General features: G+C 69.8%; 24 protein-coding genes, 1 tRNA gene and 1 pseudogene. 15 read left to right on the top strand and 11 right to left on the bottom strand.

Going from position 1 to position 26,598, the window contains the following annotated elements; translation table 11 throughout:
- Positions 1-38: 38 nt before the first annotated feature.
- The 3 genes from yidC to AB0J58_RS11385 form a co-directional block, all read right to left on the bottom strand.
- On the bottom strand, positions 39-734 hold the full coding sequence (yidC, locus tag AB0J58_RS11395; RefSeq protein ID WP_364213507.1) for a membrane protein insertase YidC: 696 nt from the start codon (positions 732-734) through the stop codon (positions 39-41).
- Positions 735-835: 101 nt separating this feature from the next.
- Positions 836-1,102, bottom strand: coding sequence for a DUF6412 domain-containing protein (locus AB0J58_RS11390; protein WP_364213504.1), 267 nt, complete (start codon positions 1,100-1,102; stop codon positions 836-838).
- Positions 1,099-1,266 carry a hypothetical protein gene (locus tag AB0J58_RS11385; RefSeq protein WP_343970727.1) on the bottom strand — a complete coding sequence of 56 codons (168 nt, stop codon included), beginning with the start codon at positions 1,264-1,266 and terminating at the stop codon, positions 1,099-1,101. Before AB0J58_RS11385 ends, AB0J58_RS11390 begins: the two co-directional genes overlap by 4 nt.
- A 116-nt stretch (positions 1,267-1,382) precedes the next feature.
- Between AB0J58_RS11385 and AB0J58_RS11380 the strand changes: the two genes are divergently transcribed.
- Both AB0J58_RS11380 and AB0J58_RS11375 read left to right on the top strand, forming a co-directional pair.
- Positions 1,383-2,078: a response regulator transcription factor gene (locus AB0J58_RS11380; protein WP_030920919.1), complete on the top strand. Its 696-nt coding sequence runs from the start codon at positions 1,383-1,385 to the stop codon at positions 2,076-2,078.
- The gene (locus AB0J58_RS11375; protein WP_364213500.1) at positions 2,075-3,202 is read left to right on the top strand and encodes a HAMP domain-containing sensor histidine kinase; all 1,128 of its coding nucleotides are present in this window, start codon (positions 2,075-2,077) and stop codon (positions 3,200-3,202) included. The genes AB0J58_RS11380 and AB0J58_RS11375 overlap by 4 nt, the downstream gene beginning before the upstream one ends.
- 86 nt (positions 3,203-3,288) lie before the next feature.
- Here the strand turns inward: AB0J58_RS11375 and AB0J58_RS11370 are convergent, their stop codons facing one another.
- Positions 3,289-3,801, bottom strand: coding sequence for a hypothetical protein (locus AB0J58_RS11370; RefSeq protein WP_364213497.1), 513 nt, complete (start codon positions 3,799-3,801; stop codon positions 3,289-3,291).
- 229 nt (positions 3,802-4,030) lie between these two features.
- Between AB0J58_RS11370 and AB0J58_RS11365 the strand changes: the two genes are divergently transcribed.
- The 3 genes from AB0J58_RS11365 (at position 4,031) to mptB (ending at position 6,817) form a co-directional block, all read left to right on the top strand.
- Positions 4,031-4,384 (top strand): STAS domain-containing protein, encoded by a 354-nt coding sequence (locus tag AB0J58_RS11365; protein ID WP_364213494.1) that lies wholly within the window; start codon positions 4,031-4,033, stop codon positions 4,382-4,384.
- A gap of 48 nt (positions 4,385-4,432) precedes the next feature.
- Positions 4,433-5,113, top strand: a complete 681-nt coding sequence (locus AB0J58_RS11360; protein WP_343970742.1) for a glycosyltransferase family 2 protein — start codon at positions 4,433-4,435, stop codon at positions 5,111-5,113.
- Between the two features lie 228 nt (positions 5,114-5,341).
- Positions 5,342-6,817, top strand: a complete 1,476-nt coding sequence (gene mptB / locus AB0J58_RS11355) for a polyprenol phosphomannose-dependent alpha 1,6 mannosyltransferase MptB (RefSeq protein WP_364213491.1) — start codon at positions 5,342-5,344, stop codon at positions 6,815-6,817.
- Here mptB and AB0J58_RS11350 read toward each other — a convergent pair.
- Entirely contained in the window at positions 6,699-9,113 is a 2,415-nt protein-coding gene (locus AB0J58_RS11350) for a hypothetical protein (RefSeq protein WP_364213488.1), read from the bottom strand. The two genes, mptB and AB0J58_RS11350, sit on opposite strands and share 119 nt — an antisense overlap.
- A gap of 63 nt (positions 9,114-9,176) precedes the next feature.
- Here AB0J58_RS11350 and AB0J58_RS11345 point away from each other — a divergent pair, with 63 nt between their 5' ends.
- The 3 genes from AB0J58_RS11345 (at position 9,177) to serS (ending at position 12,925) form a co-directional block, all read left to right on the top strand.
- The gene (locus tag AB0J58_RS11345; RefSeq protein ID WP_364213485.1) at positions 9,177-10,520 is read left to right on the top strand and encodes a glycosyltransferase 87 family protein; all 1,344 of its coding nucleotides are present in this window, start codon (positions 9,177-9,179) and stop codon (positions 10,518-10,520) included.
- A gap of 159 nt (positions 10,521-10,679) precedes the next feature.
- A complete protein-coding gene (gene pheA / locus AB0J58_RS11340; protein ID WP_364213482.1) occupies positions 10,680-11,600 on the top strand; it encodes a prephenate dehydratase in 921 nt (306 codons plus the stop codon).
- A gap of 62 nt (positions 11,601-11,662) precedes the next feature.
- Positions 11,663-12,925 (top strand): serine--tRNA ligase, encoded by a 1,263-nt coding sequence (gene serS / locus AB0J58_RS11335; protein ID WP_364213479.1) that lies wholly within the window; start codon positions 11,663-11,665, stop codon positions 12,923-12,925.
- A gap of 305 nt (positions 12,926-13,230) precedes the next feature.
- Here the strand turns inward: serS and AB0J58_RS11330 are convergent, their stop codons facing one another.
- The gene (locus AB0J58_RS11330; protein WP_364213476.1) at positions 13,231-13,776 is read right to left on the bottom strand and encodes a TetR family transcriptional regulator; all 546 of its coding nucleotides are present in this window, start codon (positions 13,774-13,776) and stop codon (positions 13,231-13,233) included.
- 106 nt (positions 13,777-13,882) lie between these two features.
- Between AB0J58_RS11330 and AB0J58_RS11325 the strand changes: the two genes are divergently transcribed.
- A complete protein-coding gene (locus AB0J58_RS11325; protein ID WP_364213473.1) occupies positions 13,883-14,917 on the top strand; it encodes an FAD-dependent oxidoreductase in 1,035 nt (344 codons plus the stop codon).
- A gap of 264 nt (positions 14,918-15,181) precedes the next feature.
- On the opposite strand, the gene AB0J58_RS11320 is transcribed toward AB0J58_RS11325, so the two are convergent.
- Positions 15,182-15,385 carry a cold-shock protein gene (locus AB0J58_RS11320; protein WP_012886943.1) on the bottom strand — a complete coding sequence of 68 codons (204 nt, stop codon included), beginning with the start codon at positions 15,383-15,385 and terminating at the stop codon, positions 15,182-15,184.
- A gap of 236 nt (positions 15,386-15,621) precedes the next feature.
- Here AB0J58_RS11320 and AB0J58_RS11315 point away from each other — a divergent pair, with 236 nt between their 5' ends.
- A complete protein-coding gene (locus AB0J58_RS11315; protein WP_343970790.1) occupies positions 15,622-16,422 on the top strand; it encodes an HAD family hydrolase in 801 nt (266 codons plus the stop codon).
- Between the two features lie 5 nt (positions 16,423-16,427).
- On the opposite strand, the gene AB0J58_RS11310 is transcribed toward AB0J58_RS11315, so the two are convergent.
- Together AB0J58_RS11310 and AB0J58_RS11305 are read right to left on the bottom strand one after the other, a co-directional pair.
- Positions 16,428-16,946 carry a bacterial proteasome activator family protein gene (locus AB0J58_RS11310; RefSeq protein WP_350914018.1) on the bottom strand — a complete coding sequence of 173 codons (519 nt, stop codon included), beginning with the start codon at positions 16,944-16,946 and terminating at the stop codon, positions 16,428-16,430.
- Positions 16,947-16,951: 5 nt separating this feature from the next.
- Positions 16,952-17,908, bottom strand: coding sequence for an NAD(P)H-quinone oxidoreductase (locus AB0J58_RS11305; RefSeq protein WP_364213469.1), 957 nt, complete (start codon positions 17,906-17,908; stop codon positions 16,952-16,954).
- 115 nt (positions 17,909-18,023) lie between these two features.
- Between AB0J58_RS11305 and AB0J58_RS11300 the strand changes: the two genes are divergently transcribed.
- The 3 genes from AB0J58_RS11300 (at position 18,024) to AB0J58_RS11290 (ending at position 21,810) form a co-directional block, all read left to right on the top strand.
- On the top strand, positions 18,024-20,237 hold the full coding sequence (locus AB0J58_RS11300) for an AAA family ATPase (RefSeq protein WP_364213466.1): 2,214 nt from the start codon (positions 18,024-18,026) through the stop codon (positions 20,235-20,237).
- Positions 20,238-20,345: 108 nt separating this feature from the next.
- Positions 20,346-20,434 (top strand) — tRNA-Ser (locus tag AB0J58_RS11295).
- 425 nt (positions 20,435-20,859) lie between these two features.
- Positions 20,860-21,810, top strand: coding sequence for an ankyrin repeat domain-containing protein (locus AB0J58_RS11290; protein ID WP_364213463.1), 951 nt, complete (start codon positions 20,860-20,862; stop codon positions 21,808-21,810).
- A gap of 172 nt (positions 21,811-21,982) precedes the next feature.
- Here the strand turns inward: AB0J58_RS11290 and AB0J58_RS11285 are convergent.
- A pseudogene (locus AB0J58_RS11285) lies at positions 21,983-23,342 on the bottom strand (replication initiator).
- Between the two features lie 478 nt (positions 23,343-23,820).
- On the opposite strand from AB0J58_RS11285, the gene AB0J58_RS11280 reads away from it, so the two are divergent.
- Positions 23,821-24,534 carry a creatininase family protein gene (locus AB0J58_RS11280; RefSeq protein ID WP_364213460.1) on the top strand — a complete coding sequence of 238 codons (714 nt, stop codon included), beginning with the start codon at positions 23,821-23,823 and terminating at the stop codon, positions 24,532-24,534.
- A 342-nt stretch (positions 24,535-24,876) separates the two neighbouring features.
- Here the strand turns inward: AB0J58_RS11280 and AB0J58_RS11275 are convergent, their stop codons facing one another.
- Complete coding sequence (locus AB0J58_RS11275; RefSeq protein WP_364213457.1) at positions 24,877-25,398, bottom strand: GNAT family N-acetyltransferase; 522 nt, start codon at positions 25,396-25,398, stop codon at positions 24,877-24,879.
- Positions 25,399-25,907: 509 nt separating this feature from the next.
- Here AB0J58_RS11275 and AB0J58_RS11270 point away from each other — a divergent pair.
- Entirely contained in the window at positions 25,908-26,168 is a 261-nt protein-coding gene (locus AB0J58_RS11270) for a hypothetical protein (protein WP_364213455.1), read from the top strand.
- Positions 26,169-26,598: the final 430 nt, after the last annotated feature.

Below are 26,598 nucleotides of genomic sequence, written 5' to 3'. Positions count from 1 at the left end.
GAAGCGGGACGGCACCTCCCCCGCCGTCCGGAGTGCCGTCAGCCTCCGGCGAGCGCGGGCCGGTGCAGTATCGCCCGCTCCCCGGTGGTCCAGGCCGTCGTGACGAGCAGGTAGATTCCGGCCGCGAGCGGCAGCACCGCCGCGACCAGAACGGTTCCGTACGGCAGCAGGGGCAGCACCCGGCGCAGCGCCGCGGGCTGGACGTCCTCGCTCATCGTGCTCCGCGTCTGGCGGGAGGCGACCCACGCCATGGCGACGAGCAGCAGGAAAAGCCCGGCGAAGACCAGGGTCGGACCACTGAGCAGCCCGAACCCGGCCACCGTGCCCGCGAACTGCTGGCCGAGCGGCACCCCGAGGAGCCCGTGGGTCAGCAGCGCGTTGGCCTGCCCGGCGATCGTCGAGGAGACGAACGCCTGGTAGGTCACCATGAGGAACGGCAACTGCGCCGCCGACGGCAGGCAGCCTGCCAGCGGTGAGGTCCTCTCCCTGGCGTAGAGGGCGGCCAGTTCCCGCTGGAGCCGCTCGGGATGGCGGCCGTGGCGTTTCTGGAGTTCCCGGATCTCCGGGGCGAGGCGGATCCTGGCCCGCTCACCCCTGGCCCGCATGACGCTGAGCGGGAGCAGCAGGAGCCGGACGAGGAGCGTGAAAACGACGATCGCGAGCGCGGTGGAGCCCAGCGGCCCGGCGAGCGCGGTGATGAGGTCGGCGGTGAACCCGATGACGGGGTCGAACATGGTCGGGGCCCTTCTGACCGGAGTGGGGACGGTACAGAGGACGCCCGCGCACCGCGGGGGTCTTCAGAGCGTGTGCGCGCGGCACACGGTGGTCGCGGGGGTTACGCGGGCGCCGGGCCCGCGGAGGGTGCTCTGGGCCGGGACCTCCCGGCCGCGTCGGGGTCGCGTTGCCGGACGAACATCGTCCGCCTGGCCCGATCGCGCCGCGAAAGCGGCGACCGTGCCCGCGCGCCGGAGGTGACGGGCGCCGGTCGCAGTGCCCAGGCGAGCAGGAGCACGCCCAGCCCGACCACGGCGGTCGCCGTCAGGACGCCGCCGCCGTCGAACATCCAGACCGCCAGTGTCTGGACGGCGAGGAGCAGGTTCAACTCTTGGACTTGGAGACCACGGTGACCAGGGCGACGACCACGAAGGCCACGACCGCCAACACGATCACGAACTTCAGCAGCCCGAAAAGGGCGGGCAGCACGAGCCCGAACACCACATAGAGCGCGAGCAGGACGCCCAGGACCGCCAGCACGATACGACTCATGTGCTCCACCGTACGCCGACGGGAGGAACGGCGGGCGCCTTGATCGTAACGATCGAGTGCTTACGGACCGGTGACACGGCTTAGGAATCTCCTCTGGCGGGCCTACCGTTGAGGTCATGAGCGCGCGGATTCTGGTGGTCGACGACGATCCGATGGTGGCCGAGGTGGTGGCCCGCTACCTGGAACGTGACGGTCACGTGGTCGAGTGCGTCGGAGACGGCGCCGAGGCGCTCAGGCGCGCGCTGTCCAACCCGCCGGACCTGATGGTGCTCGACCTGATGCTCCCCAGGATGGACGGGCTCCAGGTGTGCAGGAAGCTCAGGGAGCGGTGGCCGGTTCCAGTGATCATGCTGACCGCGCTGGGTGAGGAGATGGACAGGGTCGTCGGGCTGGAGACCGGTGCCGACGACTACGTCACCAAGCCCTTCAGTCCCAGAGAGCTGGCCCTGCGCGTGCAGTCGGTGCTGCGGCGGGCGCGCGGCGCCTCGCTGCCGACCGGCACCGGGGTGCTCAGGGACGGCGATCTGACCGTCGACGTCGGGGCGCACGAGGTGCGGTTCCGAGGTGGCGAGATCATGTTGACCGCCCGCGAGTTCGATCTTCTGGCCCACCTGATGCGCAACCCCCGCCAGGCCTTCAGCCGGTCCGCGCTGCTCAACCAGGTCTGGGGCTGGTCCTTCGGCGACTCCTCCACGGTGACCGTCCACGTCCGCCGTCTCCGCGAGAAGATCGAGCCGGATCCGACCGTTCCCCGGCGCATCGTCACGGTGTGGGGCGTCGGCTACCGCTACGAGCCGCTGGTTGAGCCGTGATCCCCGAGATTCTGCTGATCGTCGCGGTCACCGCCGGCCTCGGCCTGCTGGTCGCGCTCGCCGGGCTGGGGGCGATGTGGCTGCTGCGCGAGCGGTCGATCGGCGCGATGCTCGCGGTGGTCGTCGTGGTGACCGTGCTGGCGACGGTGGGCGGCGTGGTCGCCATCACCCTGAAAATGATCATTGAGGGTACGCCGAGGGACATCGTGCTCAGTGTGGTCGTGGTGGGTGGCCTGGTCGGGCTGGGCGTCGCGACGGTGCTCGCCCGCCGGGTGGTGGCGGCCAGCCGCAGGCTCGTCGACGCCGTGCACGCGGTGCCCGCCTCGGGGGAGTTCACCCCACCCGGAGGTCTCCCCGCCGAGCTCGGCACGATCGCCGGGAGCCTGGATCAGGCCTACCGGCGACTGCGCCTGGGCCACGAGCGCGAGCGTGCCCTGGAGAGCGCGCGCCGTGAGCTCGTCGCCTGGGTCAGCCACGACCTGCGTACCCCGCTGGCGGGCATGCGGGCCATGGCGGAGGCCCTGGAGGACGGGGTGGTCGCCGACCCCGAGACCGTAGGCCGCTACCACCGGCAGATCCGTCTGGAGGTGGACCGGCTGTCGGGAATGGTCGACGACCTCTTCGAGCTGTCCAAGATCCACGCGGGGGCGCTGCGCCTGTCGCGCAACCGGATCGGCCTCAGCGACCTGGTCGCCGACGCGCTGGCCGGGGTGGAGCAACTGGCCAGAGCCAAGGGGGTGCGGCTGGCCGGCGAGGTCGGCCCGGTGATCCCCGTCCAGGCCGACGCGGCCGAACTCTCCCGGGCGTTGCGCAACCTGGTGGTCAACGCGATCAGGCACACCCCCGGCGACGGCTCCGTCCTGGTCCGCGCCTCGGTCGAGGGCGGGATCGCCTGCCTGTCCGTCGCCGACTGCTGCGGTGGCATCCCGGTGGACGACCTGCCCCGCGTCTTCGACGTCGCCTTCCGCGGCGAGGCCGCCCGCACGCCCAGTGCCGACGGCGCCGGAGCGGGCCTCGGCCTGGCGATCGCGCGCGGCATCGTCGAGGCCCACGAGGGAGTGATCGGCGTCGTCAACTCCGGTCCGGGCTGCCGCTTCGAGATCCGCCTGCCGATCTCCGTCTGAACGGCACCGCCCGGCCGTCGTCGTGGGGCGGTGTCACCGGCCCTGATCCGATCGGCCCGGGTGCGGCGAGCCACCGGTTCGGGCCGTCAGCCGGGACCGTTGCCGTTGGAGGTCGGTGCGGCCGTGGCGTCGCTCCCGGGTCTCACCGAGACCAGGAGGGGCATCCGCACGCGCTCGTCGTCCTCGGCGGCGTCGGTTTCGACGTGCCGGCAGGAGGCGAGCCTCCTGGTGGTGCCCAGGGACTCCACCATCGCCCGGAACGTCGGGCACGGCCAGCGCCACATGCAACTGCGGCAGCGCAGGATCGGATGTGCCGTGTCGCTGGTGATGCCGCCCGCGTCACGCGGCTGGTGCAGGTCGAGCAGCCTGACGCCGAGCGTGGCGAGGTCGAGCAGCTCTTCGCGTGCCCCTTCGAGGAAGTCGAGGTCCTCGGTCGACAGGCTGGTTCTGATCGGGACGTGTCCCTCGTGGTTCACCAGGTTCCGCAGTGAACTCGCCGCGTCGCGCCACGAGGTGGCCCTGTCGGTACGAGTGATCATGGACTCCAGGTGTTCCCGGAGCCGCTGCCGCTGGAGATCCTCGGGTAGGTCGGTGTTCATCGATACGTTCGAGCCCGTTTCCTGTAACTCAGCGGCTGTCACCGCCGTGGCGCAGCGATGATCGGGAGATGTCGGGTCTTCTCCCTTTTCCGGCCAAGCCGGTGTTGCGCAGTGTCAAGCTTCGCGCACTCCGGGTTTCCGTGAGGCCGAAACGGGGGACAAAGGGCGGACGACTCGGGTTGTTCAAGAGAGCGTGACCGGTGGCTCTCGCGCCGCTAGTGTGCCCGCTGTGGAGCTAAAAGTCGCAACTCGATCTCATGCCGGTCACACCGTCGTGACCATCGTTGGCGAAATCGACCTATACACCGCACCTCGCCTGCAGGCCGAGTTCACCCGGCTGCTCGGGCAGAGCCAGACCACGCTCGTGGTCCTCGACATGTCCGCCGTGGAGTTCTGTGACTCCACCGGCATGAACGTGCTGCTCTCCGCGCTCAAGCGGCTGCGCGAGCGCGGCGGCACGCTGGAGGTGGCGGCGCCCAGGCCCGCCGTACGCAAGATCCTTCAGGTCACGGGCCTAGACTCGGTCTTCGTCGTGCACGAGACCCTGCCGGAGAAGCTGATGACCTCCGAATCCCAGGGGTGACCCTCTCCCCGCGGCCGATGCCCGGGGTTTCCATGTTGGAGGTGTTAGATGACCGGTACGGCGGCGATCATTCCCGCCAAGAACGAGGACGATCGGATCGGGGCGACCGTGGCCGCGGCCCTGACGCTCCCCGGCGTCGATCTCGTCATGGTCGTCGACGACGGCTCGACCGACCAGACGGGACGGGTGGCCAAGGCGGCCGGAGCCCACGTCGTGCGGCACAGCCACAACCGGGGCAAGGCCGCCGCGATGGAGAGCGGTGCCGAGGCCGTCCGCCTGCTCGACGACGAGGAGCCCCGGCACCTGCTGTTCCTCGACGCCGACCTGGGGGAGACCGCCCGTACCGCCGCGCCGCTGATCGAGCCGGTCGCGGCGGGCGAGGTCGACATGACGATCGCCGTCTTCGCCACCCGGGTGAAGCTCGGCGGCCACGGGTTCGTCGTGAAGCTCGCCCGTGAGGGCGTCGAGCGTGCCACCGGCTGGACGCCCGTCCAGCCGCTCAACGGCCAGCGCTGCCTGACCCGGGCGGCCTTCGAAGCCGCCCGGCCACTGGCCCACGGCTTCGGTGTGGAGACCGGTCTCACGATCGATCTGCTCAGAAAGGGCTTTCGGGTGCGCGAGGTCCAGGTGGAGATGGCCCACCGGGCCACCGGCACCGACTGGCGGGCCCAGCTCCATCGGGCCAAGCAGTTCCGCGACGTCGCCCGCGCCCTGCTGGTCCGCCGCTAGGCCCGGGAACGTTCACTCGGCCGAACGGCTCGTCACGGGTTCCGCGGCCTCCGCATGTTCGATGTCTTCGCGGTTCGGAGCCGCGTGAGAGTCGGCGGTGCGGCTGGTCGTCGAGGGCCGGCCGAGGTCGAGTCCGGGATGCGAGGACGGCCGGGGCCGCCGGGAGAACAGGTCGCCCGCCGCGCCGCTGCCGTACCGGGCACCTGCGGGATGTGCTGGAATCTGCGGGTGAGCTTGGAGGCGTCGGTCGGCGACAAGAGACGGAGCCCCGTCGGCGGCATGCCGCGGCGGCTCGACATCGCCGCGTTCGGGGCCATGGGGCTCTCGGTGGCGGTCACGGTCCTGATCGGGCTGTTGGGGCCCTCCGCCATGGTCCCGAGGCTGCCCGGGCCGTCCTGGCAGCCGCCGTACTCGCTGGACGTTCCGGTGAGCGCCCATCTGGTCATCGCCATGGGCGCCGCCGCGATCGTCCTGGGCGGGCTCGGGCTCGCCGCCGCGCTCAGGTCCCGGTGGAGGCCGGAGGCGCGATGGCTGCTCATGGCGGGCTGCGCCACCGCGGGGCTGCTCGCCTTCCTGCCGCCCTCGGGCTCGGCCGACCACCTCAACTACGCCGCGTACGGCCGGCTGGTCACGCTCGGCCAGGACCCTTACGCGATCACCCCCGCTCTGCTGCCCCATGATCCGGTCACTGGCGCGGTGGAGGAGTGGGCCGAGGTGACCAGCGTCTACGGCCCGGTCGCCACCGCCGTACAGGCACTGGCGAGCCTGGTGGGCGGTGACTCGGTCCGGCTGACGGTCTTCGTGATGGCCGTGGTCAACGCCGCGGCGTTCATCGGTACGGCGCTGCTGCTGCACCGTTTCGCCAGGGGGGACGAGGAACTGCGCGGGCGGGCGGCGCTGCTCTGGGCGGCCAACCCGCTGATGATCTACCACCTGGGCGCGGGGATGCACATCGACACCCTCGCCATCGCCTGCATGGTCGCCGCGCTCACGGTTCGCGGGGCCGCCTCCGGGCTGCTGCTCGGGGTGGGCATCGGGGTCAAGCTCAACGCCGGGCTCGTCGCCCTCGGCCCGGCGTGGGAGTTGCGCCGCTCGCCGGGCAGGCTCGCCGTGGTGGCGGGGACCGCGACGGCCACCGTGGTGGCGATCTACGCCCTCGCCGGGCCGCACGTGCTCGACCAGGTGAGCGCCGCCAGCAAGAAGGTCTCCCTCGCCACGCCCTGGCAGCTCGTCAAGGTGGGGTTCCAGTCGCTCTTTGGGCCGGGCGCCTACTCGGCCTGGATCCAGATCGGCTCCCTGCTGCTGATGGTCTGCCTGGCCTGGCTGCTGCTGCGGGCCCTGCCCGCGGGAACCGCGTCCGGTGACACCGCGCCCGCGGTCGCCGCGGCGATGGTGGTCGCCTGGCTGTTCGCCGCGCCGTACGCGCTGCCCTGGTACGACGGGCTGGCCTTCGCGCTGCTGGCCATGGCGTCCTGGCCCGCGCTGGAGGGCTTCATGGTCGCCAGGGTCGCCGTGCTGTCGCTGGGCTATCTGCCGGCCAGGGAGGCGCTGCGCCCCGAGGACCTGCTCTGGATGAAGACCCTGCTCAGGGAGCAGGTGGTGCCGTGGACGCTGCTGGCGTTGACGATCGTCCTGGTGTGCTGGGCGGCGAGAGCGCCAGGGCGCGCACGGAGGCGGCGAGCGTCAGCGGCACCGCGACCGTGAGCGCCATCGCCGGGATCGCGATGCCCGAGTCGTTCATCAGGAAGCCGATCAGCGCGCAGGCCAGCGCGCCGATCAGCCCGGCGCGCAGCGCGGGCGAGAGCGCGTAGGCCCTGCCCAGGGCCGAGGCCCCCCATCGTGAGGGGCGGTCGAGCACCAGGAACAGGAACGCCAGCGCGACCAGCGTGAGCAGGGACAGCGACCAGTTGCCGACCGTGACCCCGATCATCGCGCCGAACTTGCGGCCCACCACGGTCCATGCCTCCCCGTCCAGCACCTGCTGGACGAAGGCGCCCAGGTGGGTGCGCTGGTCGGCGGGTCTGCGCCAGTCGGCGACCGCGATGCTGCCGATCAGCAGGACACCCGCCAGGCCGGCCAGCCCCAGCTTGACCGGTGAGACCCGCCCGCCGGCCAGCAGGATCACGAAGACGGCGACCCCCACCAGGAACGCCGGGACCCCGCCGAAGTCGGCGCCCCACGCGGGCCAGCCGTCGGCGAACACCGCCAGCCCCCCGTACGCCACGCACACCGCGAGCGCGAGCCCGCGCCGGCCGCGTGAGATCAGCCACTGGGCCGTCCCGGCCAGGGCCAGGATCGTACCGGCGGAGTAGACGGCGAAGGCGATGTTGCTGAAACCGTAGAAGCGCCCGCCGGTCACCGGCTCGTAGCCGGTGACCGCGTTCACCTGGAGCACCGAGCCGGTCATCACGTCGGCCAGCAACGCCGTCGAGGTGATGGCGGCGACCACGGTCAACGGGCCCAGCGGGTGCGTCCGCCACGGCCCGGCGAACGCCACTCCCGCGATCACACAGGCGAATCCGAGGATCGTCACGATCACCGCGGCCATCGGGGCGGGCAGGCTCCACCAGGGGACGAGTTGTGCCAGGAAGGTGGAGACCGCGATCGCCCCGCTGACCACGGCGACGACCTGGACGGCGGTCAGGGCCCGGGAGCCGCCCCAGCCCCGCCGGATCGCGACGGCGGCCAGCAGGTAGAACAGGATCTGCACCGCCACGAACACCGCGAAGAACGGCCCTCGCACCTCGCGCAGTACCTGGCTCGCCAGGTCGTCGTCCGCCAGCCTCCGCACGGTCGCCGCGACCGGCTCCCCGCTCGGCTCCTGACTCTGCCAGGCGCGTCCGACGACCCCGTTCGGGGCCCGCAGGCCCAGCAGGTCGATCGCGGTGGCGGTCAGGTCGGTGTTGGCGACCAGGCCGTCCTGGCGGGTGGAGGTGGCGGTGAGGTAACCGCGCGGGTACGGCCCGCCGCCGGGGGACGGGCCCCGGGCGATCGCCACGTGCAGGTGCGGTGCGGCCGAGGTGTCGGCCAGGCCGCCGAGCAGGACCGTGGTCCCGCTCCCGGCCTCCTGGGGTCGCGTGCTTTCGGAGGTCGGAGTGGCGGCCGCGTGTGGCGGGGGCAGACGGTCGAGGACCGCGCCCACCACGCGGTCGGCTCTGGCCACGGCCTCCCGCCTGGTCTGAGCGGTCATCGCGACCGGGACGCCGTCCGGGGTGAGGCCGCCGCCGATCCAGGCCCTGGCCAGGTCGTCGGCCTCCACCACGATCAGCCCGTACGGGGACAGCTCGCCGAGTTCCTCGATGTTCGCCGCGTATTTCGCGATTTTTCCTGATGTGTCGGCGGCGGCGAGCGCGGCCCCCGGTCCGACGGCGGCCACCTTCAGGCCCGCTCCGGCCGCGAGCCGGCCCAGCTGCCCGAGGACCGGCCGGTAGGCGGTGGTGGCGTTGAAAGCGGACAGCTCGTCCCAGCCGGGCACGCTCGCCCCGCCGTCGGAGGTCGCCTCCGGCGTGCGCGGCAGCGCGCAGCCCGCGCCCGGGGCCCCCGCCCGCTGGCCCGCGGAGACCGTCAGCCAGCCCGCCACCGGGCAGGTGATCCCCCGATCCGGCGGCGGAACCGCCCGGGTGGACATGGAGGCGGACCCGCCCTCGCCCACGAGCCTCCACAGGTTCGGGGTCCGCTCCGGGTCCAGGTCACCCCACTCCAGCCCCGGTACCCCGATGACCACGACCCGCTCGGGAAGCACCCTCGCCACCGAGGCGCTCGCCGTACCGGCACCAAAGGCTCCCAGGAGCCCGCAGACCGCGGCCAGCAGCAGCGACACGGTGACCAGCGCGGTCCTGGAGAACCCCGTCGGCCGGTTCCTCTTCGAGCCGTGTGACCCGCGTACGGCTACGGCGGACGCTGTCGTGGTGGGCCGGGGTCGCCTCGGCCGTGTCGCGGTGCCGGGCGTCCCGGTGGCGGCCGGGCGCGCGAGCCCGCGACCGCGCGGTGTCGAAGCCATCCGTTCCCCTGTCCGTGTCCGTCGGGCGGCCGTTTCCCCGGCCCCACGGTAGCCTGCCTGGTCGTGAGGACTGGCGAGGCGACCACGGCCGGACGACGCACGTGGACGTGGCTGACGTTGTTGGGGTGGCTGTCCGCGCTGCTGCTGGTCGCCGCGGCGGTGGCCCCGCTGGTGCTCTACTGGCTGGGCAATGTGGACGACCAGCGCCTGGTCGACCTGGATGTGTACCGTACCGGCGGGGAGGCGGTCCTGGAGGGCCGGTCCGTCTACGGGTTCGTCACCCCGGCGCCGCAGTTGCTGCCGTTCACCTACCCGCCGGTGGCCGCCCTGCTGGCCACCCCGCTGGCGGCGGTGTCATGGCCGACGGCGCAGTGGGCGTGGACGGCACTGATCTTCCTGACCCTGGCGGTCACCGTCGGGCTCTCCTTCCGCGCCCTGCTCGCCGGGGCGGGCACCCGGGACACGGCGTCGGCCTCGCCGGCGGTCGTTCCCGGTACGCCTGCCCGGGCGGGGGCTCTGGAGAGACCGCGCGGGGTGGACCGGCTGTGGGCGCCGCTGCTGTTCGCCGTTCTGATGGTCGCATGCACCTATCTGATGCCGATCAGGGACCAGGTCCGCTTCGGCCAGGTGGACATCCTGCTCGTCGCGCTCTGCCTGGCCGACTGCGTGACCAGACGCCCGGTGTGGCCGCGCGGCATGCTGATCGGCCTGGCCACCGCGGTCAAGCTCACCCCCGGCGTCTTCCTGGTCTACCTCCTCATCACCGGTTTCGGCCCCGGGGCGAGGCGGGAACAGCGCGACACCTTCTTCATCGCCGCGCTCACCGCCGCGCTGCTGACCCTGCTGCCGTTCCTGGTGATCCCGGCGGACGCCGCCGACTTCTGGTTCCGCGCGCTGCTCGACCCCGAGCGGCTCGGCGCCAACGCCGCGACCACCAACCAGTCGATGCGCGGCATGCTCATCCGGCTCTACCTGCCCGACGTGCTGACCAGCCTGCTCTGGGCGGCGCTGGTCGCGGCGGTCGCCTGGTACGGCTTCCGCCACGCCCGCAGGGCGCTGCTCGACGGCCACCCGGTGGCCGGGGTCGCCCTGGTCGGGCTGATGGCGGTGCTGCTCTCCCCGGTCGCCTGGATCCATCACCTGGCCTGGGTGGTCGTGGTGCTCGGGGCGCTGGCCGGCGAGGGGCGCGACCCGGTCAGGGTCCGGGTGGCCGCCGGGGTCTGGCTCTACTACGTGCTGCCGATCCCCTGGTGGGGGGTGACGATCAAGGCGGCGGAGATCCCGGTGCTCAGTCCCGTGCTTGGCAAGATCGTGCAGAACGGGTTCGGGCTGGGCGCGCTTTTCCTGGTCTGGCTGCTGGGGGTGTGGCTGCCCAGGCGGAGAGCGGCATTCCAGGCACTCCGCTGATACGGGGTGATCCGTGGTGTGAAATGACCAAATCTGATGTGACTTGTGAGGTGAAGCGGCTTAATGCGGAGCGACCTCGGGCGGTCGTGGGGAGGAGCGGGCGGCCCGAAGATGCGATCTTGGGCACATTTTTCGACAGTCGCCGGATAGCCTGAGGTCATGCCGAAATTCGCTTACCTGGGACCGGAGGGAACCTTCACCGAAGAGGCCCTGCGCATCCTGGCGCCGGAGGCCGAGCGTCTGCCGAGCCCGAACATCACCGCGGCCCTTGAGACGGTCCGGCGCGGCGAGGCGGACGGAGCCGTCGTCCCGCTGGAGAACTCGCTCGAAGGCGCCATCACCACGACCCTTGACGAGCTCGCCCAGGGTGAGCCGCTGCTCATCACCGCGGAGCTGCTGCTCCCCGTCGAGTTCTCGCTCCTGGTGCGCCCCGGCACCGAGATGGCGCACATCAAGAGGGTCTTCACCCACCCGGCGGCCATCACCCAGTGCCGCAGCTTCACGGCCCGCGAGCTGCCCGACGCCGTGGTGGTCGCCGCCCCGTCGACGGCGGCGGCGGCGCAGGAGGTCGCGATCCCCGGCTCGCCGTACGACGCGGCCATCGCCGCGCGCATCGCCGGTGAGCACTACGGCCTTATCCAGCTCGCGAGCGGGATCGGCGACCGCACCGACACCGTGACCCGGTTCGTCCGGGTGACGCGCCCCGGCCCGCTGCCCGAGCCGACCGGTGCCGACCGCACCTCCCTGGTGGTCTTCCTGGCCGACGACCACCCGGGCGCGCTGCTGGAGATGCTGACCGAGTTCTCCGTCCGCGGCGTCAACCTGTCCCGCATCGAGTCGCGGCCGACCGGCGACGGCATCGGCCGCTATTTCTTCCACTTCGACTTCGAGGGCCACGTCGCCGACGCCCGGGTCGGCGAGGCGATCTCCGGTCTGCACCGGATCTCCGCCAAGGTGCGCTTCCTGGGCAGCTACCCGCGCGCCGACGCCTTCGCGCCGCAGATCAAGCGCGGTACGAACAACGACGACTTCGCCGAGGCCGCCGCCTGGCTGGACAGGATCCGCGCCGGCCAGAGCTGATCGTCGGCCGGTGCGGAGCAAACCGGGCGCGGGCGAGAGCCGTACCTCGGTAGCCTGTGACTGTGATTGACCTGCGTACCCTTCGTGAGGATCCGGACCGGCTACGGGCGTCGCAGCGTGCCCGCGGTGAGGACGACTCTGTCGTCGACACGCTGCTCGACCTTGATGAGCGCCGACGTGGTGCGCTGAGCCGTTTCGAGACGCTCCGCGCCGAGCAGAAGACCGTCGGCAAGTCGGTCTCCCGTGCCTCGGGGGAGGAGAAGGCGACCCTGCTGGAGCGGGCGAAGGATCTCTCCTCGCAGGTCAAGTCGGCCGAGGCCGAGGCGGAGAAGCTCGCCGCCGAGCTCGATGAGCTGATCTACACGGTGCCCAACCTGGTGGAGGACGGTGCTCCGGAGGGCGGCGAGGACGACTACGTCGTCCTGGAGGAGATCGGCGAGAAGCCGTCCTTCGACTTCGAGCCCAGAGACCACCTGGAGCTCGGCGAGCTGCTCGGCGCCATCGACATGGAGCGCGGCGCGAAGGTGTCGGGCTCGCGGTTCTTCTTCCTGCGGGGCGTCGGCGCGCGGCTCCAGCTCGGGCTGCTCAACATGGCCATGCAGCAGGCGATCGAGGCGGGTTTCGTGCCGATGATCACGCCCGTGCTGGTCAAGCCGGAGTCGATGAAGGGCACCGGTTTCCTCGGCGCCCACGCCGGCGAGGTCTACCACCTGCCCGACGACGACCTGTTCCTGGTCGGCACGAGCGAGGTGCCGATGGCGGCCTACCACGGCGACGAGATCCTGGACGGCTCCGCGCTGCCGTACCGCTACGCGGGATGGTCCTCGTGCTTCCGCCGCGAGGCCGGCTCGTACGGCAAGGACACCCGGGGCATCATCCGGGTCCACCAGTTCGACAAGGTGGAGATGTTCTCCTATGTCCGGCCGGAGGAGGCGCACGCCGAGCACCTGCGCCTGCTCGACTGGGAGAAGGAGATGCTGGCCAAGGTCGAGCTGCCCTACCGGGTGATCGACACGGCGGCCGGAGACCTGGGCACCTCGGCCGCCCGGAAGTTCGACTGCGAGGCGTGGGTGCCGAGCCAGGGGCGCTACCGCGAGCTCACCTCGACCTCCAACTGCACCGACTTCCAGGCCCGCCGCCTCGGAGTGCGTTTCCGCGAGTCCGGTGGCAAGCCCCGGCACGTGGCCACCCTGAACGGCACGCTGGCCACCACCCGCTGGATCGTCGCGATCCTGGAGAACCACCAGCAGGCCGACGGCTCCGTCGTGCTGCCCAAGGCCCTGCGCCCGTACGTCGGCCTCGACGTGCTCGAACCCGTCAGGTAGCCGTCCGCGAAGGCCCCGCCCGGCGCCGTCCCGCAGTTCGCCGCACCCGCCGAGCCGGACGGTGCGGCGGCCACCGGAACCTGTGCCGCGGCCGGGGCCTTCGTGCGTTCACGCCACCCGAGACCGGGCCGGGCCACAGAGCCTTGAGGAGATGGTCGTTGACCGGCAGCACCAGGACGGCGACCACCGTCACCGGGTGACCGAACCAGGCGAGGACGGGACCATGAGGACGTTCCATGGACGGGTGGACCCGCCGCGATGAGGCCGGGTTCGCCCGCGACGGCATCTGTGACCTTTCTGGAAGGTCAGTCGGTGAGATAGCGCTGCACGGTGGGGCCGAGCCAGCCGACGATCTCCTCGCGGGACATGGCGACCACCGGCGGCAGGCGCAGGACGTAGCGGCACAGGGCCATGCCGAGCACCTGCGTGGCGGTGAGCCCGGCCCGTACGGGGGCCTGGACGGGGTCGGTGCCGAGGCGGGCGGCGAGGGGGCCGAGCTGGGCGGTGAAGATGCCGCGCATGCGCTCGGCGGCACCCTCGTTGGTGACGCCGGTGCGGAGCAGGATCATCATCCCCTCGTCGCTCTCCCAGCGGTCGAGGAAGTGGGCGACGAGCGTGCGGCCGACCGCCTCCCTGGGGACCGCCTCCAGGTCGGGAAGCCTCAGGTCGAAGTCGGCCGCGGCGGCGAAGAGCCCGTCCTTGTTGCCGTAGTAGCGCATGACCATGGAGGGGTCGATGCCCGCGTCCGAGGCGATGGCCCGGATCGTCGCCCGCTCATAGCCGTCCGAGGCGAAGCGCTCGCGCGCCGCGGCCAGGATCGCGGCCTTGGTGTCCTCCGAGGTTCTCCTCATGCCAACAACTGTAGGCCAACACCTGTTGACATAACCAGGGCGGACGCGCACAGTTATGCCAACGATTGTTGACCAACAAGCGTTGGCATACTTCAGGGAGGACGAAATGCTTCCGGAGACCACTGACGTTCTCGTCGTCGGCGCGGGGCCGACCGGCCTCACCGTCGCCGTCTCCCTCGCCGGGCGGGGATTCGACGTGACGGTCGTCGACGACCAGGCGGCTGGTGACAACACCTCAAGAGCGGCCGTCGTGCACGCCAGGACGCTGGAGGTGCTTGAGGATCTCGGGATCTCCGGGCGGCTGACCGCCCTGGGCATCCACGCCCGGCGATTCACCATCAGGGACCGCGACAGGACGCTGGTGCCGGTCGACTTCGACAGGCTCCCGACCCGCTACCCCTACACGCTCATGATCTCCCAGGCCGTGACCGAGCGGGTCCTGCTGGAGCGTCTGGCCGAACTGGGCGGTCGCGTCGCCAGGCCGTACAGGCTGGAGAGCCTCACCCAGGACGCCGAGGGCGTGACCGCGGTCCTCTCCGGGGGCTCGACCGTCACCGCGAGGTACCTGGTCGGCGCCGACGGCATGCACAGCACGGTCCGTGAGCAGGCGGGCATCGAGTTCGAGGGCGGGCAGTACGCGGAGTCGTTCAGCCTGGCCGACGTACGGCTCACCGGCGGGGTGCCGGACGACGAGGTGGTCCTCTACTTCTCGCCCGCCGGGCTGGTCGTGGTCGCGCCGCTGCCCGACGGCACCCACCGGATCGTCTCCACGGTGGACGAGGCACCCCGCGACCCCGACGTGGCCTTCGTGCAGGGGCTGCTGGACAGCCGGGGCCCGCGGCGGGAGCGGGCGGTGGTCGGCGAGGTCGTCTGGGGAACGCGCTTCCGCGTCCACCACCGGGTGGCCGGCACCTTCCGTGCCGGGCGGGTGCTGCTCGCCGGTGACGCCGCGCACGTCCACAGCCCCGCAGGAGGACAGGGCATGAACATCGGGATCAGGACGCCACCGCCCTGGCCGAAGCCCTCACAGCCGCTCTCAGCGGCGGGCAGGCGGATCTGGACCGCTACACCGCCGACCGTCGCCCCGTCGCCCTGCAGGTCGTCACCTTCGCCGGCCGGCTCTCCGGGCTGGCCAACGTGAACAGGAGCCTGCGGCCGATCAGGAACCTGGTCCTGCGAATCCTGGCGATCAGCCCGGTCTTCCGCCGGCGTCTCGCCTGGCGGCTCTCAGGGCTTGTCTACCGGTGAGGCCCCGTCTGCAGGCCGCCGACGAGGACCGTGGCCGCCCGCCGGCGGGGGCCGGCCGATCGGGTGTCGTGGAATGTCGTGAAAATGCGGAAGGCGGGGTTCGCCAGGAGCGAACCCCGCCTTCCGGTCAAACAGGTTCAACCAAGAGGTCTATGCGTCAGACGGCGCGGACCTGCGAGGCCTGCGGGCCCTTCTGGCCCTGGGTGATCTCGAACTCGACCCGCTGGCCGTCTTCGAGGCTACGGTAGCCGTTGCCCTGGATCTCGGAGAAGTGCACGAACACGTCCGGTGCACCGCCATCCGGTGCGATGAAGCCGAAGCCCTTTTCAGCGTTGAACCACTTGACGGTTCCCTGAGCCATTAAAGCTCTCCCTCAGGATTTGAAACTTTGGGATTCACACCTCATGAACCCCATGTGTCGTACAGCGGGCCCCGGGGTGGCTCAGTCAAACTGGTTTTCACAACGGGATTCAGCTAATACAACGCCATCACATCTAACACTATCCGGCGCATGCGTGTTCCCGCCATCAGGAAGATTCCTGGGACGGGATGCTGGGGCCGACACCCCGGCCATCACAGTGCAGACTGGGACTTGTTATGCGAAGCCCCAGGCTGGTCGCCACCGACCTCGACGGCACCGCTCTGCGTTCGGACGGCACCGTCTCCCCCCGTACAGCCGCCGCTTTTGCGCTTGTGGAGAACGCCGGAGCGGCGCTGGTCTTCGTGACCGGCAGACCGCCCCGCTGGATGCACACGGTCGCGGGAGCCGTGCGCCACCGAGGGCTGGCCATATGCGCCAACGGAGCCCTCGTCTACGACCTGCACACCGAGCAGATCGTCAAATCCCACCTCATCCACCCGGACGTGCTTGAAGAGGTGGTGAGACGGCTCAGGGAAAAGGTCCCCGGCCTCGCCTTCTCGGTGGAATACGAGGGGGGATTCGCCCACGAATCGGACTTTCGTCTCGGCGGGTGGGACAGCAGGGCGGTCGCCGGACTCCGGGTGGGGACGACCACGCTCATCTCGCGGCCCTGCGCCAAACTGCTGGCACTTCACCCCACGATGGATCCCGACATTCTCCAGGCGGCGGTCTGCGGGCTGGTCGGCGATCTGGTCACCCCCACTCACTCCAGCGGCCGGGCACTGATCGAGATGAGCGCGCACGGCGTCACGAAGGCCTCCGCGCTGGCCCATCTCGCGATGACCCGCGACATCGAGCCGCACGAAGTGATCGCCTTCGGCGACATGCCCAACGATCTTCCGATGCTCCGCTGGGCCGGCACCTCGTACGCCGTCGCCAACGCCCACCCGGAGGTGCTGGCCGCGGTCGATCACGTGACCGCGGCCAACAACGACGACGGGGTCGCCGGAGTCCTCGAACGGCTCTACAGCTCCTGACGGCCCTACAGGTAGGGGCCGGGGTTGGCGCCGTGCCCCTCCTGCTGTTGCTGCTGGAGGGAGATGCCGCCGGGCAGGGCCCTGCGCATGTTCTCCAGCTGGGCGCGGGCCGCCATCTGCTGGGCGAAGAGCGTGGTCTGTATGCCGTGGAACAACCCCTCAAGCCAGCCGACCAACTGGGCGTGGGCGACCCGGAGCTCCGCGTCGCTCGGCGGGGCGCCGTTGACGTCCTCGGTGAACGGCAGCGACAGCCGTTCCAGCTCTTCCACCAGCTCCGGCGCCAGACCGTCCTCCAGCTCCTTGATGGAGCTCTGGTGGATCTCCTTGAGTCGTTTGCGGCTCGCCTCGTCCAGCGGAGCCGCCCGAACCTCCTCCAGGAGCTGACGGATCATGCTGCCGATACGCATCACCTTGGCGGGTTGCTCGACCAGGTCGGCGACCGATCGTCCCTCGGAAGTCTCGTCTTCCTGAGAGCCATGGGGACCCACGACCACGATGTGCGGAGTGCTCTCCTCAGCGTTCATAGTCTTCAACCTACTAGCAGGATTTTCCCGGTGTGTTCTCCGGACTCCAGGATCCGGTGAGCTTCGGCCGCGTCGCTCAGCGGCACCCGGGCGTGCACCACGGGCCGGATCGCCCCCGCGTCGATCAGGGGCCAGACGTTCTCCACGACCCCGCGTACGACGACCCCCTTCTCGTCGACCGACCGGGCGCGCAGGGTGGTGCCGTGCACCGAGGCCCGCTTGGCCATCAGGGCTCCCAGGTCCAACTCGCCCTTCGTGCCGCCCTGCAGGCCGATCACGACCAGCCGGCCACCGGTCCGCAGAGTCCTGACGTTCCCCGGCAGGTACCTGCCCCCCATGATGTCGAGGATCACATCGGCCCTGACCTTCTCCGAGAAGTCCTCCCGCCGGTAGTCGATCCCCTCGTCGGCGCCCAGCTCCAGACAGCGGGCGATCTTCTCGGGCGACCCGGCGGTGACGACCACCCGCGAGCCGAACGCCTTCGCCAGCTGGATGGCCATCGTGCCGATCCCGCTGGCGCCGCCGTGCACGAGAAGGGTCTCGCCCTTCCGCAGGCGCGCGGTCATGAAGACGTTGGACCAGACGGTGCAGGCCACCTCGGGCAGCCCGGCCGCCTCGACGAGGTCGACGCCGTCGGGCACCCGCATGACCTGCTGCCAGGGCACGGCGACCTTCTCCGCGTACCCGCCGCCACTGAGCAGCGCGCACACCCGGTCACCCGGCGCGAATCCCACGACGTCCGGCCCCACCTCGGCGACCACGCCGGAACACTCGAGTCCCGGGTACGGAGAGGCGCCGGCGGGCGGATCGTAGAAACCCTGCCGCTGCAGCGCGTCGGCCCTGTTGACCGCGGAGGCCGCCACGTCGATGATGATTTCGCCGCGCTCGGGTAACGGGTCGGGAACCTCCCGCCACGTCAGAACTTCCGGTCCACCTGGTTTATCGATCACGATGGCGCGCATGTGAGCAAAGGTATCCGCCAAGCCAACTTGGTGGTTGCTCGCGTTGACAAGAACACAGGGCGTTAACCTGCTATGTGTTTGCTGCCCTTTTATGCCCATCCCGAGGGGGAACACGGTGGCAAGACACGATCGTGAGGAATCTCTCGAGGAACAGCTCGCGTGGCTTGACGCCATCAAGGAGCAGGAGGAGGCGCCGGCCCTGGCGGTGAAGGCCACCACGGTGGACGACACCGTCGTCTCGCCGTACCCGAAGGACCCCTGGAGCCTGGTCCCGGCCGAGCCGGACACGGCGTCCTCGCCGCTGTTCCGCGCGGCCGTCGACTCGGCACACCCGGCCACGGGCTCGCCGGCGGCCGAACCGCCGGTCGAGGACGCCGACGCGGCCGACTGGATGGAGGCCTCCGACACGGTGAGCTCCTTCACCGTGCCCGCCCCGGCATCCGGCAAGCAGGACAACGACGGCTTTCTCGCGCCGCTCAAGCCCCTGCCGCGCCAGGAGCCCGGCGACAGCGCCCCGGGGGACTTCACCGAGCCGCACATCCGCACCCCGTTCGCGGCGCCCGCGCACGAGCCGGCCCGCGGCCTGTTCGAGCAACCCCAGCGCCAGGCGGAGTCCTCCGAGCCCACCCCTTCGTCCACCTCGTCCGCCGGGACCGCCGACCCTGAGCCGGCCGCGCCGGCCTCCTCGGACACCCAGCGGTTCACCTTCGGCAGCGACGAGCTCGGCGGCGCCGACACCGGCCGGTTCTCGTTCGGCGGTGGTTTCGGCAGCGGTCAGGACCGCGCGCAGTCCACCCCGGGGGGTACGGCCTTCTCCTTCGGCAGCGGGGACTTCTCCGTGGAGAGCACCGGGACCGACCGGTCCGAGGCCGGTGGCGATCCGACCGCTCCCGCCGCCGACCGTTTCACCTTCGGCTCCGTGGAAACCGACAGATTCCCCACCGGCGGTGAATCCGCGGCGGCATCGGCGGCGAAGGAGTCGGCCGAGCGCTTCGAACCCGCCCCGGCCCCCGTTCCTCCGCCCTCCCACGAGCCCGAGCAGGCCGAGCCGTTCCGGACACCCGGCTCCTTCGGCGCCGACCGGCCGGAGCCGGCCGCGTCGCCGTCGCCGGAACGTTCCTCGTTCTCCGCCTTCTCGGATTCCTCTTCCGGTCAGGAACGGGAGAGTTTCTTCACACCGGGCCGGGAGAGCGGATCACCCCAGGAACGTGGTGCCGCCTCCGGATGGGAGGCCGCCTCGGCCCAGGAGCGGATGGAACGGGAGAACCCCTTCGCCCCCGGCAGGGACACGGCCGAACCGGTGCGGGAGCCGTACCAGGCACGCCGCCGTCAGACGGCTCCGGCGGCCGCCTTCGGTACGCCGGCCAGGCAGCACCCCCCGGGCACGGCCCCCCGGCCGTCGGCCGACAGCCTGGATCCGGAGTCGCTGCTCCGTGGACGTCGCAACGCGCCCGCCGGGGGCTGGCGGAAGCTGGTCTACAAGGCGTCCGCGGGGCTGATCAAGCCGGGCGAGTCCCCCGAGGTCCGCCGCCGTCGCGAGCTGGTCGGCCGTGCACGCACCCCGGTGGCCACCGGCCACCACCGCGTCGCCGTGCTCAGCCTCAAGGGCGGCGTCGGCAAGACCACCACCACGGTCGGCCTCGGCGCCACCCTCGCCCAGGTACGTGGAGACCGGGTCATCGCGGTCGACGCCAACCCCGACCGGGGCACCCTGTCGGACAAGGTCGAGCTCGAAACCTCCGCGACGGTTCGCGACCTGCTCAACGAGCGCCAGCAGATCAAGAGGTACGTCGACATCCGGGCCTTCACCTCGCAGGCCCCCTCGCGCCTGGAGATCCTCGCCTCCGACCGTGACCCGTCGGTGTCCGAGGCCTTCAGCGCGTCCGACTACCAGTCGGTCGCCCAGGTCCTGGAGAACTTCTACTCGATCTGCATCACCGACTGCGGCACCGGCCTGCTCCACTCGGCGATGTCCGGCGTGCTCGGCCTCGCCGACCAGCTCGTCCTGGTCAGCTCCCCCTCCGTGGACGGCGCCCGCGCCGCCTCGGCGACCCTGGACTGGCTGGAGGCCCACCACTACGAGGAGCTGGTCCGCTCCGCCACCGTGGTGCTGTGCAGTGTCCGCCCGAGGTCGAAGTCGACCGTCGACCTCGACCGCCTGGAAGCCCATTTCGCGGCCCGCTGCCGCGCGGTCATCCGGGTCCCCTATGACACGCATCTGGAGGAGGGTGCGGAGATCGACCTGGAGAGGCTCCAGCCCGCCACCCGCGAGTCCTACCTCCGCCTGGCCGCCTCGGTCGGCGACGGTTTCGCCGGCCCCCAACCCTGATCCGCCGGCCCGGCAGGCTTTGTTGTTCGGCGCCTGCCGGGTCTCGGGCACGTCCGGGCCAATGAGAGACTAGTGTGCAATCTGACACGTTCTTGGGACGTGTCACCAGGAGAGCTCGCCTAGTGGACGATGGCGGCGGTCTTGAAAACCGCTAGGCCGGGTGACCGGTCTCGTGGGTTCGAATCCCACGCTCTCCGCTCAGCTTGAGAAACGGCGTCTGACCAGGGACTTCCCTCGGCCCAGGCGCCGTTGATCGTTTCCGGGGTGTGCAGCCGTGTGCCGCGCTGAGCGGCCATGAGTCGGTGTTCGCGGAATATACGCGGAATGATGTTGGTCACGTTCTCCCAGGCTGTGCCCGCAAAATCGGGTGGGACGCGCCGGGTCCGCTTACCGGATGTCAACCGGTGCCGCGACGATGACGTCTGTCGACCTCGGCTGTGCCCTCGCGCCGAGGGTCCGCTGACTTTTCGCCGGCTTCGCCCAGCCCTCGCCAGCCGGTACGGCCATGATCGCTGGAAGGCGCCGTTCTCTCGTGGACCGACTGCGGCCGCGGCCCGAATCTGTCGGCCTCGTACGCCATGATCGGCGTTCATATATCCCGCGCATCCCCTCAAGGAGAGTCATGGCCGTCAACGATGGATCCGGGTGGTCCGGCATCGGTTGGAACGACTGGACTAACCTCAGCCTGATCCGCGCCCGACTCGACGCGGGCGCCGACCCGAATTCAGGGGCTTTCTTTCCCGAATGGCCGCTCTGTGCGGCGGCCGAGTACGGCTCGCCCGAGGTGGTCGCGGAGCTGGCCCGGCGTGTCGATGATGTCGACGCGGAGCACGAAGGTCGTACCGCGCTCTGGGAAGCCGTCTTCGCCAACCGCCCCGGCAACGCCCGCGCCCTGGTCGCCGCCGGGACGGACCCGTGGCGACCGATGATGAACGGCTGGTCCCCCGGACGGCTCAGCTTGGCCACTCCCACTCCTGATCTGTTCACCTTCCCCGACGGTGAGGCCGACCTGTCCACCACGGAGACCGCCGCCGTGGCGGAGGCTGGGCGTCTGATCGCCGCGTTGGGGCGCCTCGACGACGACGGCCACAGCATCGCCTGTACGGCCGGTATCACTGCGGCCGAGGCGGTACGGCGCTTGGAGGCCGTACTGTTCGATGAAGCCGACGTTGAAGAGATCATGGAGGATCTCGACGACAGCCTGACCATCGTCGGCGTCACGGACGTGCCCGGCGGATGCGTCATTGTTCAGCCGTGGGGATATGTCGCGTCCAACTCCGGTGTCATGGAGCGCCTGTCGGTGGGCACCGTTTGCTACGGGCTGTTCGCCAATCCCAAGAGCGGCAACCAAGGGGCCGTCGCCCGCGACGGCGTCATCGAGGAATGGGACACCCACCCCGGCGGCAGCAGCGTCGACGCCGAAGAATCCGCAGAGGAGATTCTCGCCACCTACCTCTACCAGGAGGAGGCCGAGGCCTACTGCTATGCCAGAGCGGGCCTGCGGCCGATCGACAACCGATCGATCACCGGCCAAGCCGACATGTGGCTGAGACTGCCCGAACACCTGCGCTAAGGAGGACCGATCTTCCACATGCAGAGGCCGTACGGCTTTCCTCCGGAGAGAGACCGGCTACACAGCCCCCGAACAACGAGAAGGCTCGGATCCATGACCTGGAACCGGGCCTCTCGTCCTGGCGGAGATGAGGGCAGTCGAATCCCTGACTTCCCCGGTGCGATTGAAGGGCTCAGTGGTGAACAGCCCAGACCCAGGCCCGGCGGTCCTGCTTGTGCTCGCGCAGGGTCTTGTTGGACCACTTGCGCGAGACCAGGACGCGGCGTCCGGCGTAGCCGAGGTGTTCGGTCTTGTGTGCCTTGCCCTTGCAGCGGCCCGGCAGCATCCCGGCTTTGGCTCCCTTGGGCTGGATGCCGTAGCGCAGCCAGTTCGGGCACGTCGGTGAGCAGGGTTCGTAGCGCAGTGCTTCGACCATCCGTACGGCGTGGTCACGACGGGCCTGGTTGTCCTGGTCGTCAGGGTCGAGGGGGTCGCTGAGGTTCTTGGTCAGGTAGCCGATGCGCTTGTGCGCGTCCGGTGATCCGGCGACGATGCCCTGAACATCGACCTGGGGGCCGAAGCGGACCACGTACAGGGGTTCGGCCGCCTCGTCTGCGTCGAGCTGATCGAGGGCCTCGTCCCAGGTGGGCAGGATTTCTCTGGTTTCGAGGTCGAGGTAGTCGCCGCTCTGGCCGTCCGGGTAGGTGGTGCCGTCGCCCAGGTCGGTCCGTTGCACCCAGATGGGCAGATGGTCACCGTTGAAGCGGACTTCATCGACCGAGGGCCACCACACCTGGTGATAGGTCGCGGCGGCAATGGCTTTGATCTCCGCGCGGGGCAGCGTCCCGCGGATTGCCATGTGCAGGTGCGGGGCGAGCCGCTTCTGTGGTTCGACGGTGGCGAAGTACTGGACGTCGTAGCCGGCCACCCGGCGCAGGTTCTGCACGAACCGGTCCACCAGCTTGGAGAAGTGCCGCGTAGTCGTAGGTGCTGGGATCGACCGGCACGCCCAGATCGGAGCGGATCTTGCCGTAGGAGGGCAGGGTGAGGGTGACGAACAGCGACGGCCGGTAGACCCTGCCGTCGGGGGCGAGGGTGGTGTCCTGCTTGGCCCGCTTGGGCAGGTCCGGCGTATCCTGGCGCCGCCTTGTCGAGCGCGAGCGTTTGGGAGTTGCCCGGCCGCCCGGGACGTTGCCGCGCATCCCAGCGGCGTTGATCTCGGCTATCGCCTCGTCCCGGTCGAGGGTGTCTTCCCCGTCCCGCTCGGCCTCGTCGCGCTTGGCCTGCACGTCGGCCCGGAACTCGATCAGCCATCGCTGGTCGTCGGTGGAGGGATGGGGTTCGGCGATGGGTTCGGCCTCCAGGTGCCAGCCCTCGCGGCACTGGGTTTTGCGCAGCTGCTTGTTGCGGGTGGCGCACGGCGGGCACTTGGCTTCCTGGGTAGTGCCGCAGGGGATGTTGAACGGCTCGGTCATGCCGGTGTGGGTGTCCAGGCGCCGCAGTTCGAGGGGGCGGATGCAGACCCCGTTGAGTTCGGCGACCTCGATTGCCACGTTCAGGGCGAGGTGCAGGCTGTCACGGACGAGGCGGGGCAAGGTGCGGTCGAAGCCACCGCAGGGATGACTCAGAGCGAGAGCGACCGCGCCCCGTACTGCATCCCCGCCTACATCGCCATGGAGACCGGTGCGACCCGCGTACTGCTGGGCGAGGCACCGCGGCCATCCCGATCTTCGAGGCCAGCAGATCCCAATGGCCCGAGTCCAGTCAGGCACGCGACCACGTCCTGTTCCTGACCCGCATGGCCACCGCCTACGCCATAGCGGGCGAACGCGAACAAGCCTGCACAGTGATCGAGGACGCTCTGTCCCGCATGCAGGCCCTTCGCTCCAGCCGGGTCGCCGGCCAGCTCACAGCGCTACGCGCTCACCTGACCCGATGGTCGGCAGACCCCTACATGGCAGACTTGCTCACCAGGGTCGACATCCTCTCGGAGTCCTTCTCCCTGCCAGCACCCCAGCCATCAGGAGACCGGTGATCCCTCTGCTGCCCACCGCGACCACCACCGAGGAGCGACAGCGCAACGCCCAGGTCGCGATCCTTCCCGTCGGCAGCTTCGAACAGCATGGCGACCACCTCCCCCTCAGCACCGACACCATCGTCGCGACCCTGATAGCCCGCCAGATCGCCGACGCATACCCCGTCATGCTGCTTCCACCGGTGACGATCTCCTGCTCGCACGAGCACAGCGCCTGGCCGGGAACCGTCAGCATCTCCGCACGAACCCTGCACGCGATCGTCACCGACGTCTACGACTCCGTCACCCGCTCCGGTCCCGCGGCCCTGGTCGTCATCAACGGCCACGGCGGCAACTACGTCCTGAGCAACGTCGTCCAGGAGGCCAACGCCGAAGGCCGCCACATGGCGCTGTTCCCCTCTCGCGAAGCCTGGCACGAAGCCCGAGCCGCCGCCCGGCTCACCAGCTCCATGCACGAGGACATGCACGCCGGAGAACTGGAGACCTCCCTCCTGCTCCACGCCTGCCCCGAGGTGATCCGCCCCGGCTACCAGTCCGCCGACTGGATCGCAGATGACCGCCGCCATCTCCTGACGAAGGGCATGCAGGCCTACACGGACAGCGGAGTCATCGGCCGCCCGTCCCTGGCCACTGCCGAAAAAGGCAAAGCCGTGCTCGACAGCCTTGCCAGCAGCTTCGGTGACGTGCTGGATCTCTTCACGAAGTCCTGAGCAACGGCGCACCAGCTGATCACGATCTGAGTCACTGCCGAATTGTTCTTGTGGGGTATCAAGCGCGGCGGCGCACCGCGCCGTATCCGGCCCTCTGCCGCCCGCCGGCCGGGCGTGCGGCCTGGGGGCCGGTCAGGACCGGCCCCCAGGCCGTAGCCGCACCACGCATCCGCCGCGGTCGATGCACTCGCCGACCCCAGCGATGCGCCGCCGCCCAGAGGCAGCCCTCACGATCGTCTCATCGGGGTCGGCCGCCATACGTGGCTGGGGGCGATCGACGATCCGGGACCTCGTTCCCCGGCCCCGGCTCACCGAAAGCCTGCCCTGGCCTTCGCACCAGGTTCAGCGGAGTTCGTCTTCCAGCAGACCCATGATGACCTTGTCGTGCCACTTTCCGTTGCGCCGGAAGGCCTCACGCATACGCCCCTCCTCAACGAAGCCCACCTTCTCGTAGACCCGGCGGGCTGCCTCGTTCTCGGCGACGGCGGTCAGCGAGATCCGGTGTAGCCGCATCTTGTCGAAGCCGTAGCGGCAGATTGTCCGCATCGCGTCGGTGGCGTACCCCTGGCCCCAGGTGTCCTTCTCACCGAGATAGATATCGAGCCTGGCCTCGCCGATCTCGGGTTCAGCCTCCCGTAGCGCGACGATACCGATCGTCCGGCCGTCGAGTGTCTCGATCATCAGGTTCACGTTGCCGTAGGAGTCGGGGCCGCGCTCCTCAAGCCGCTTCCTGGTGAGAGCCAGCGACGGCGGATAAGGAGCATCCATCCACCGCATGACCTCAGGGTCGCTATGCCAGCGCCACAGAGTCTCAGCGTCCGACGGCTCGATGGCGCGCAGCTGTACGTGATCTCCAGTAACCATGCCGGTTTCCTACCAGAGAGCAGAATAAGCATGCGAGTCGATTGACAGGCAGCGGCTCGGAAGCCTTGGCTGTACAGCCACGAGTACAGCCAAGAGAGCGAACGACAGCGGAACTCGACGGACGTCCACGGACACCATTCCCACAGGTCAGGGCCTCTGGCCTTGACCGAATCGACTTCTTTTAATCCGCAGGTTCCCGGCGTGAGTCGCGGGCTCCTCGACCAAGCGGCGGCTGTGCAATATGCGTGCAATGATCATGGCAGCAGGAGGTCCGTAAACGTGTTGCACACCAGGTCAGCGGCCATGTCACCCGAAGAACGGTCACGAGCTGTAAAACCGTCGAGGTTCAGGAGCCCGATAAGCAGGCGTCCGGGGCCTCCTCCTAACATGATCGAATGAGTGGCCGTCGAAGCGACCGGAAAGCAGCCGAGGGAAACTGGAGTTTCCTTCGGGAGACTGTGCACCACCTCGCTCTGCCCGCACACGAACAGCTCCAATGGATCGGCTCCATGTGCATCGATGAACTGGCCCTCGATTTTGACGCCGTCTGTCCCGCCTCGTGGCAGTCACGCGAAGCCGGATGGATCTCCGAAAAACTCGCTGCCATTCTCAGCGCCATTGACCAGAAGCTGATCGACCTCACCGAGCAAGGTCCTTCGGCATGGACCGAGGAAGCCTTGCATTCCCATCCCGGATGGGAGGAGCTCAGGGGACTCGCTCACCATGCTCTCGCCCTCATGCCGGCCGAGCCCTGGTCCACCCCGGCCTGATCAAGTCGTGCCGCTCATCAGCACGACCGGTGAAGGACAGCGCTCACGAGAACGCGCACGCAGATGACCTGGAACGGCCTCTCCTAGTTGCAGTTCTAGTTGCAATCCAGCCCCGTTCAACCCCGTTCCGGATGGACCGGTCGCGCTTGTTGGTCCAGGTAGAACTGATCTGAACAGGCAAGATCAGAGCTGCTGATGCGGTTTGGGTAGGTGCCCTATCGCCTGGCGCCGCGGTTAAGGTCGAGGCGTGGACGAGGCCGTACTGAGGATGAAAGCTGGACGTTACGGTGGTTGGAGGGCCAGTCTGGTCTCGGTGACAAAGCCGTCCAGTAGCGCGGGTTGGTATTGCATCTGTTTGAGCTGGCTGCGGATGATGAGCGTGAGCTGGTCGATGCCGCCGACGGCGAGGTTGAGCAACTTGTCTCGCAGG

The sequence above is a fragment of the Streptosporangium sp. NPDC049644 genome, from assembly GCF_040675205.1.
Taxonomy (GTDB): domain Bacteria; phylum Actinomycetota; class Actinomycetes; order Streptosporangiales; family Streptosporangiaceae; genus Streptosporangium; species Streptosporangium fukuiense.
Note: the sequence above shows the minus strand (reverse complement) of the source record. Positions and strands in the feature narration are given on the sequence as shown.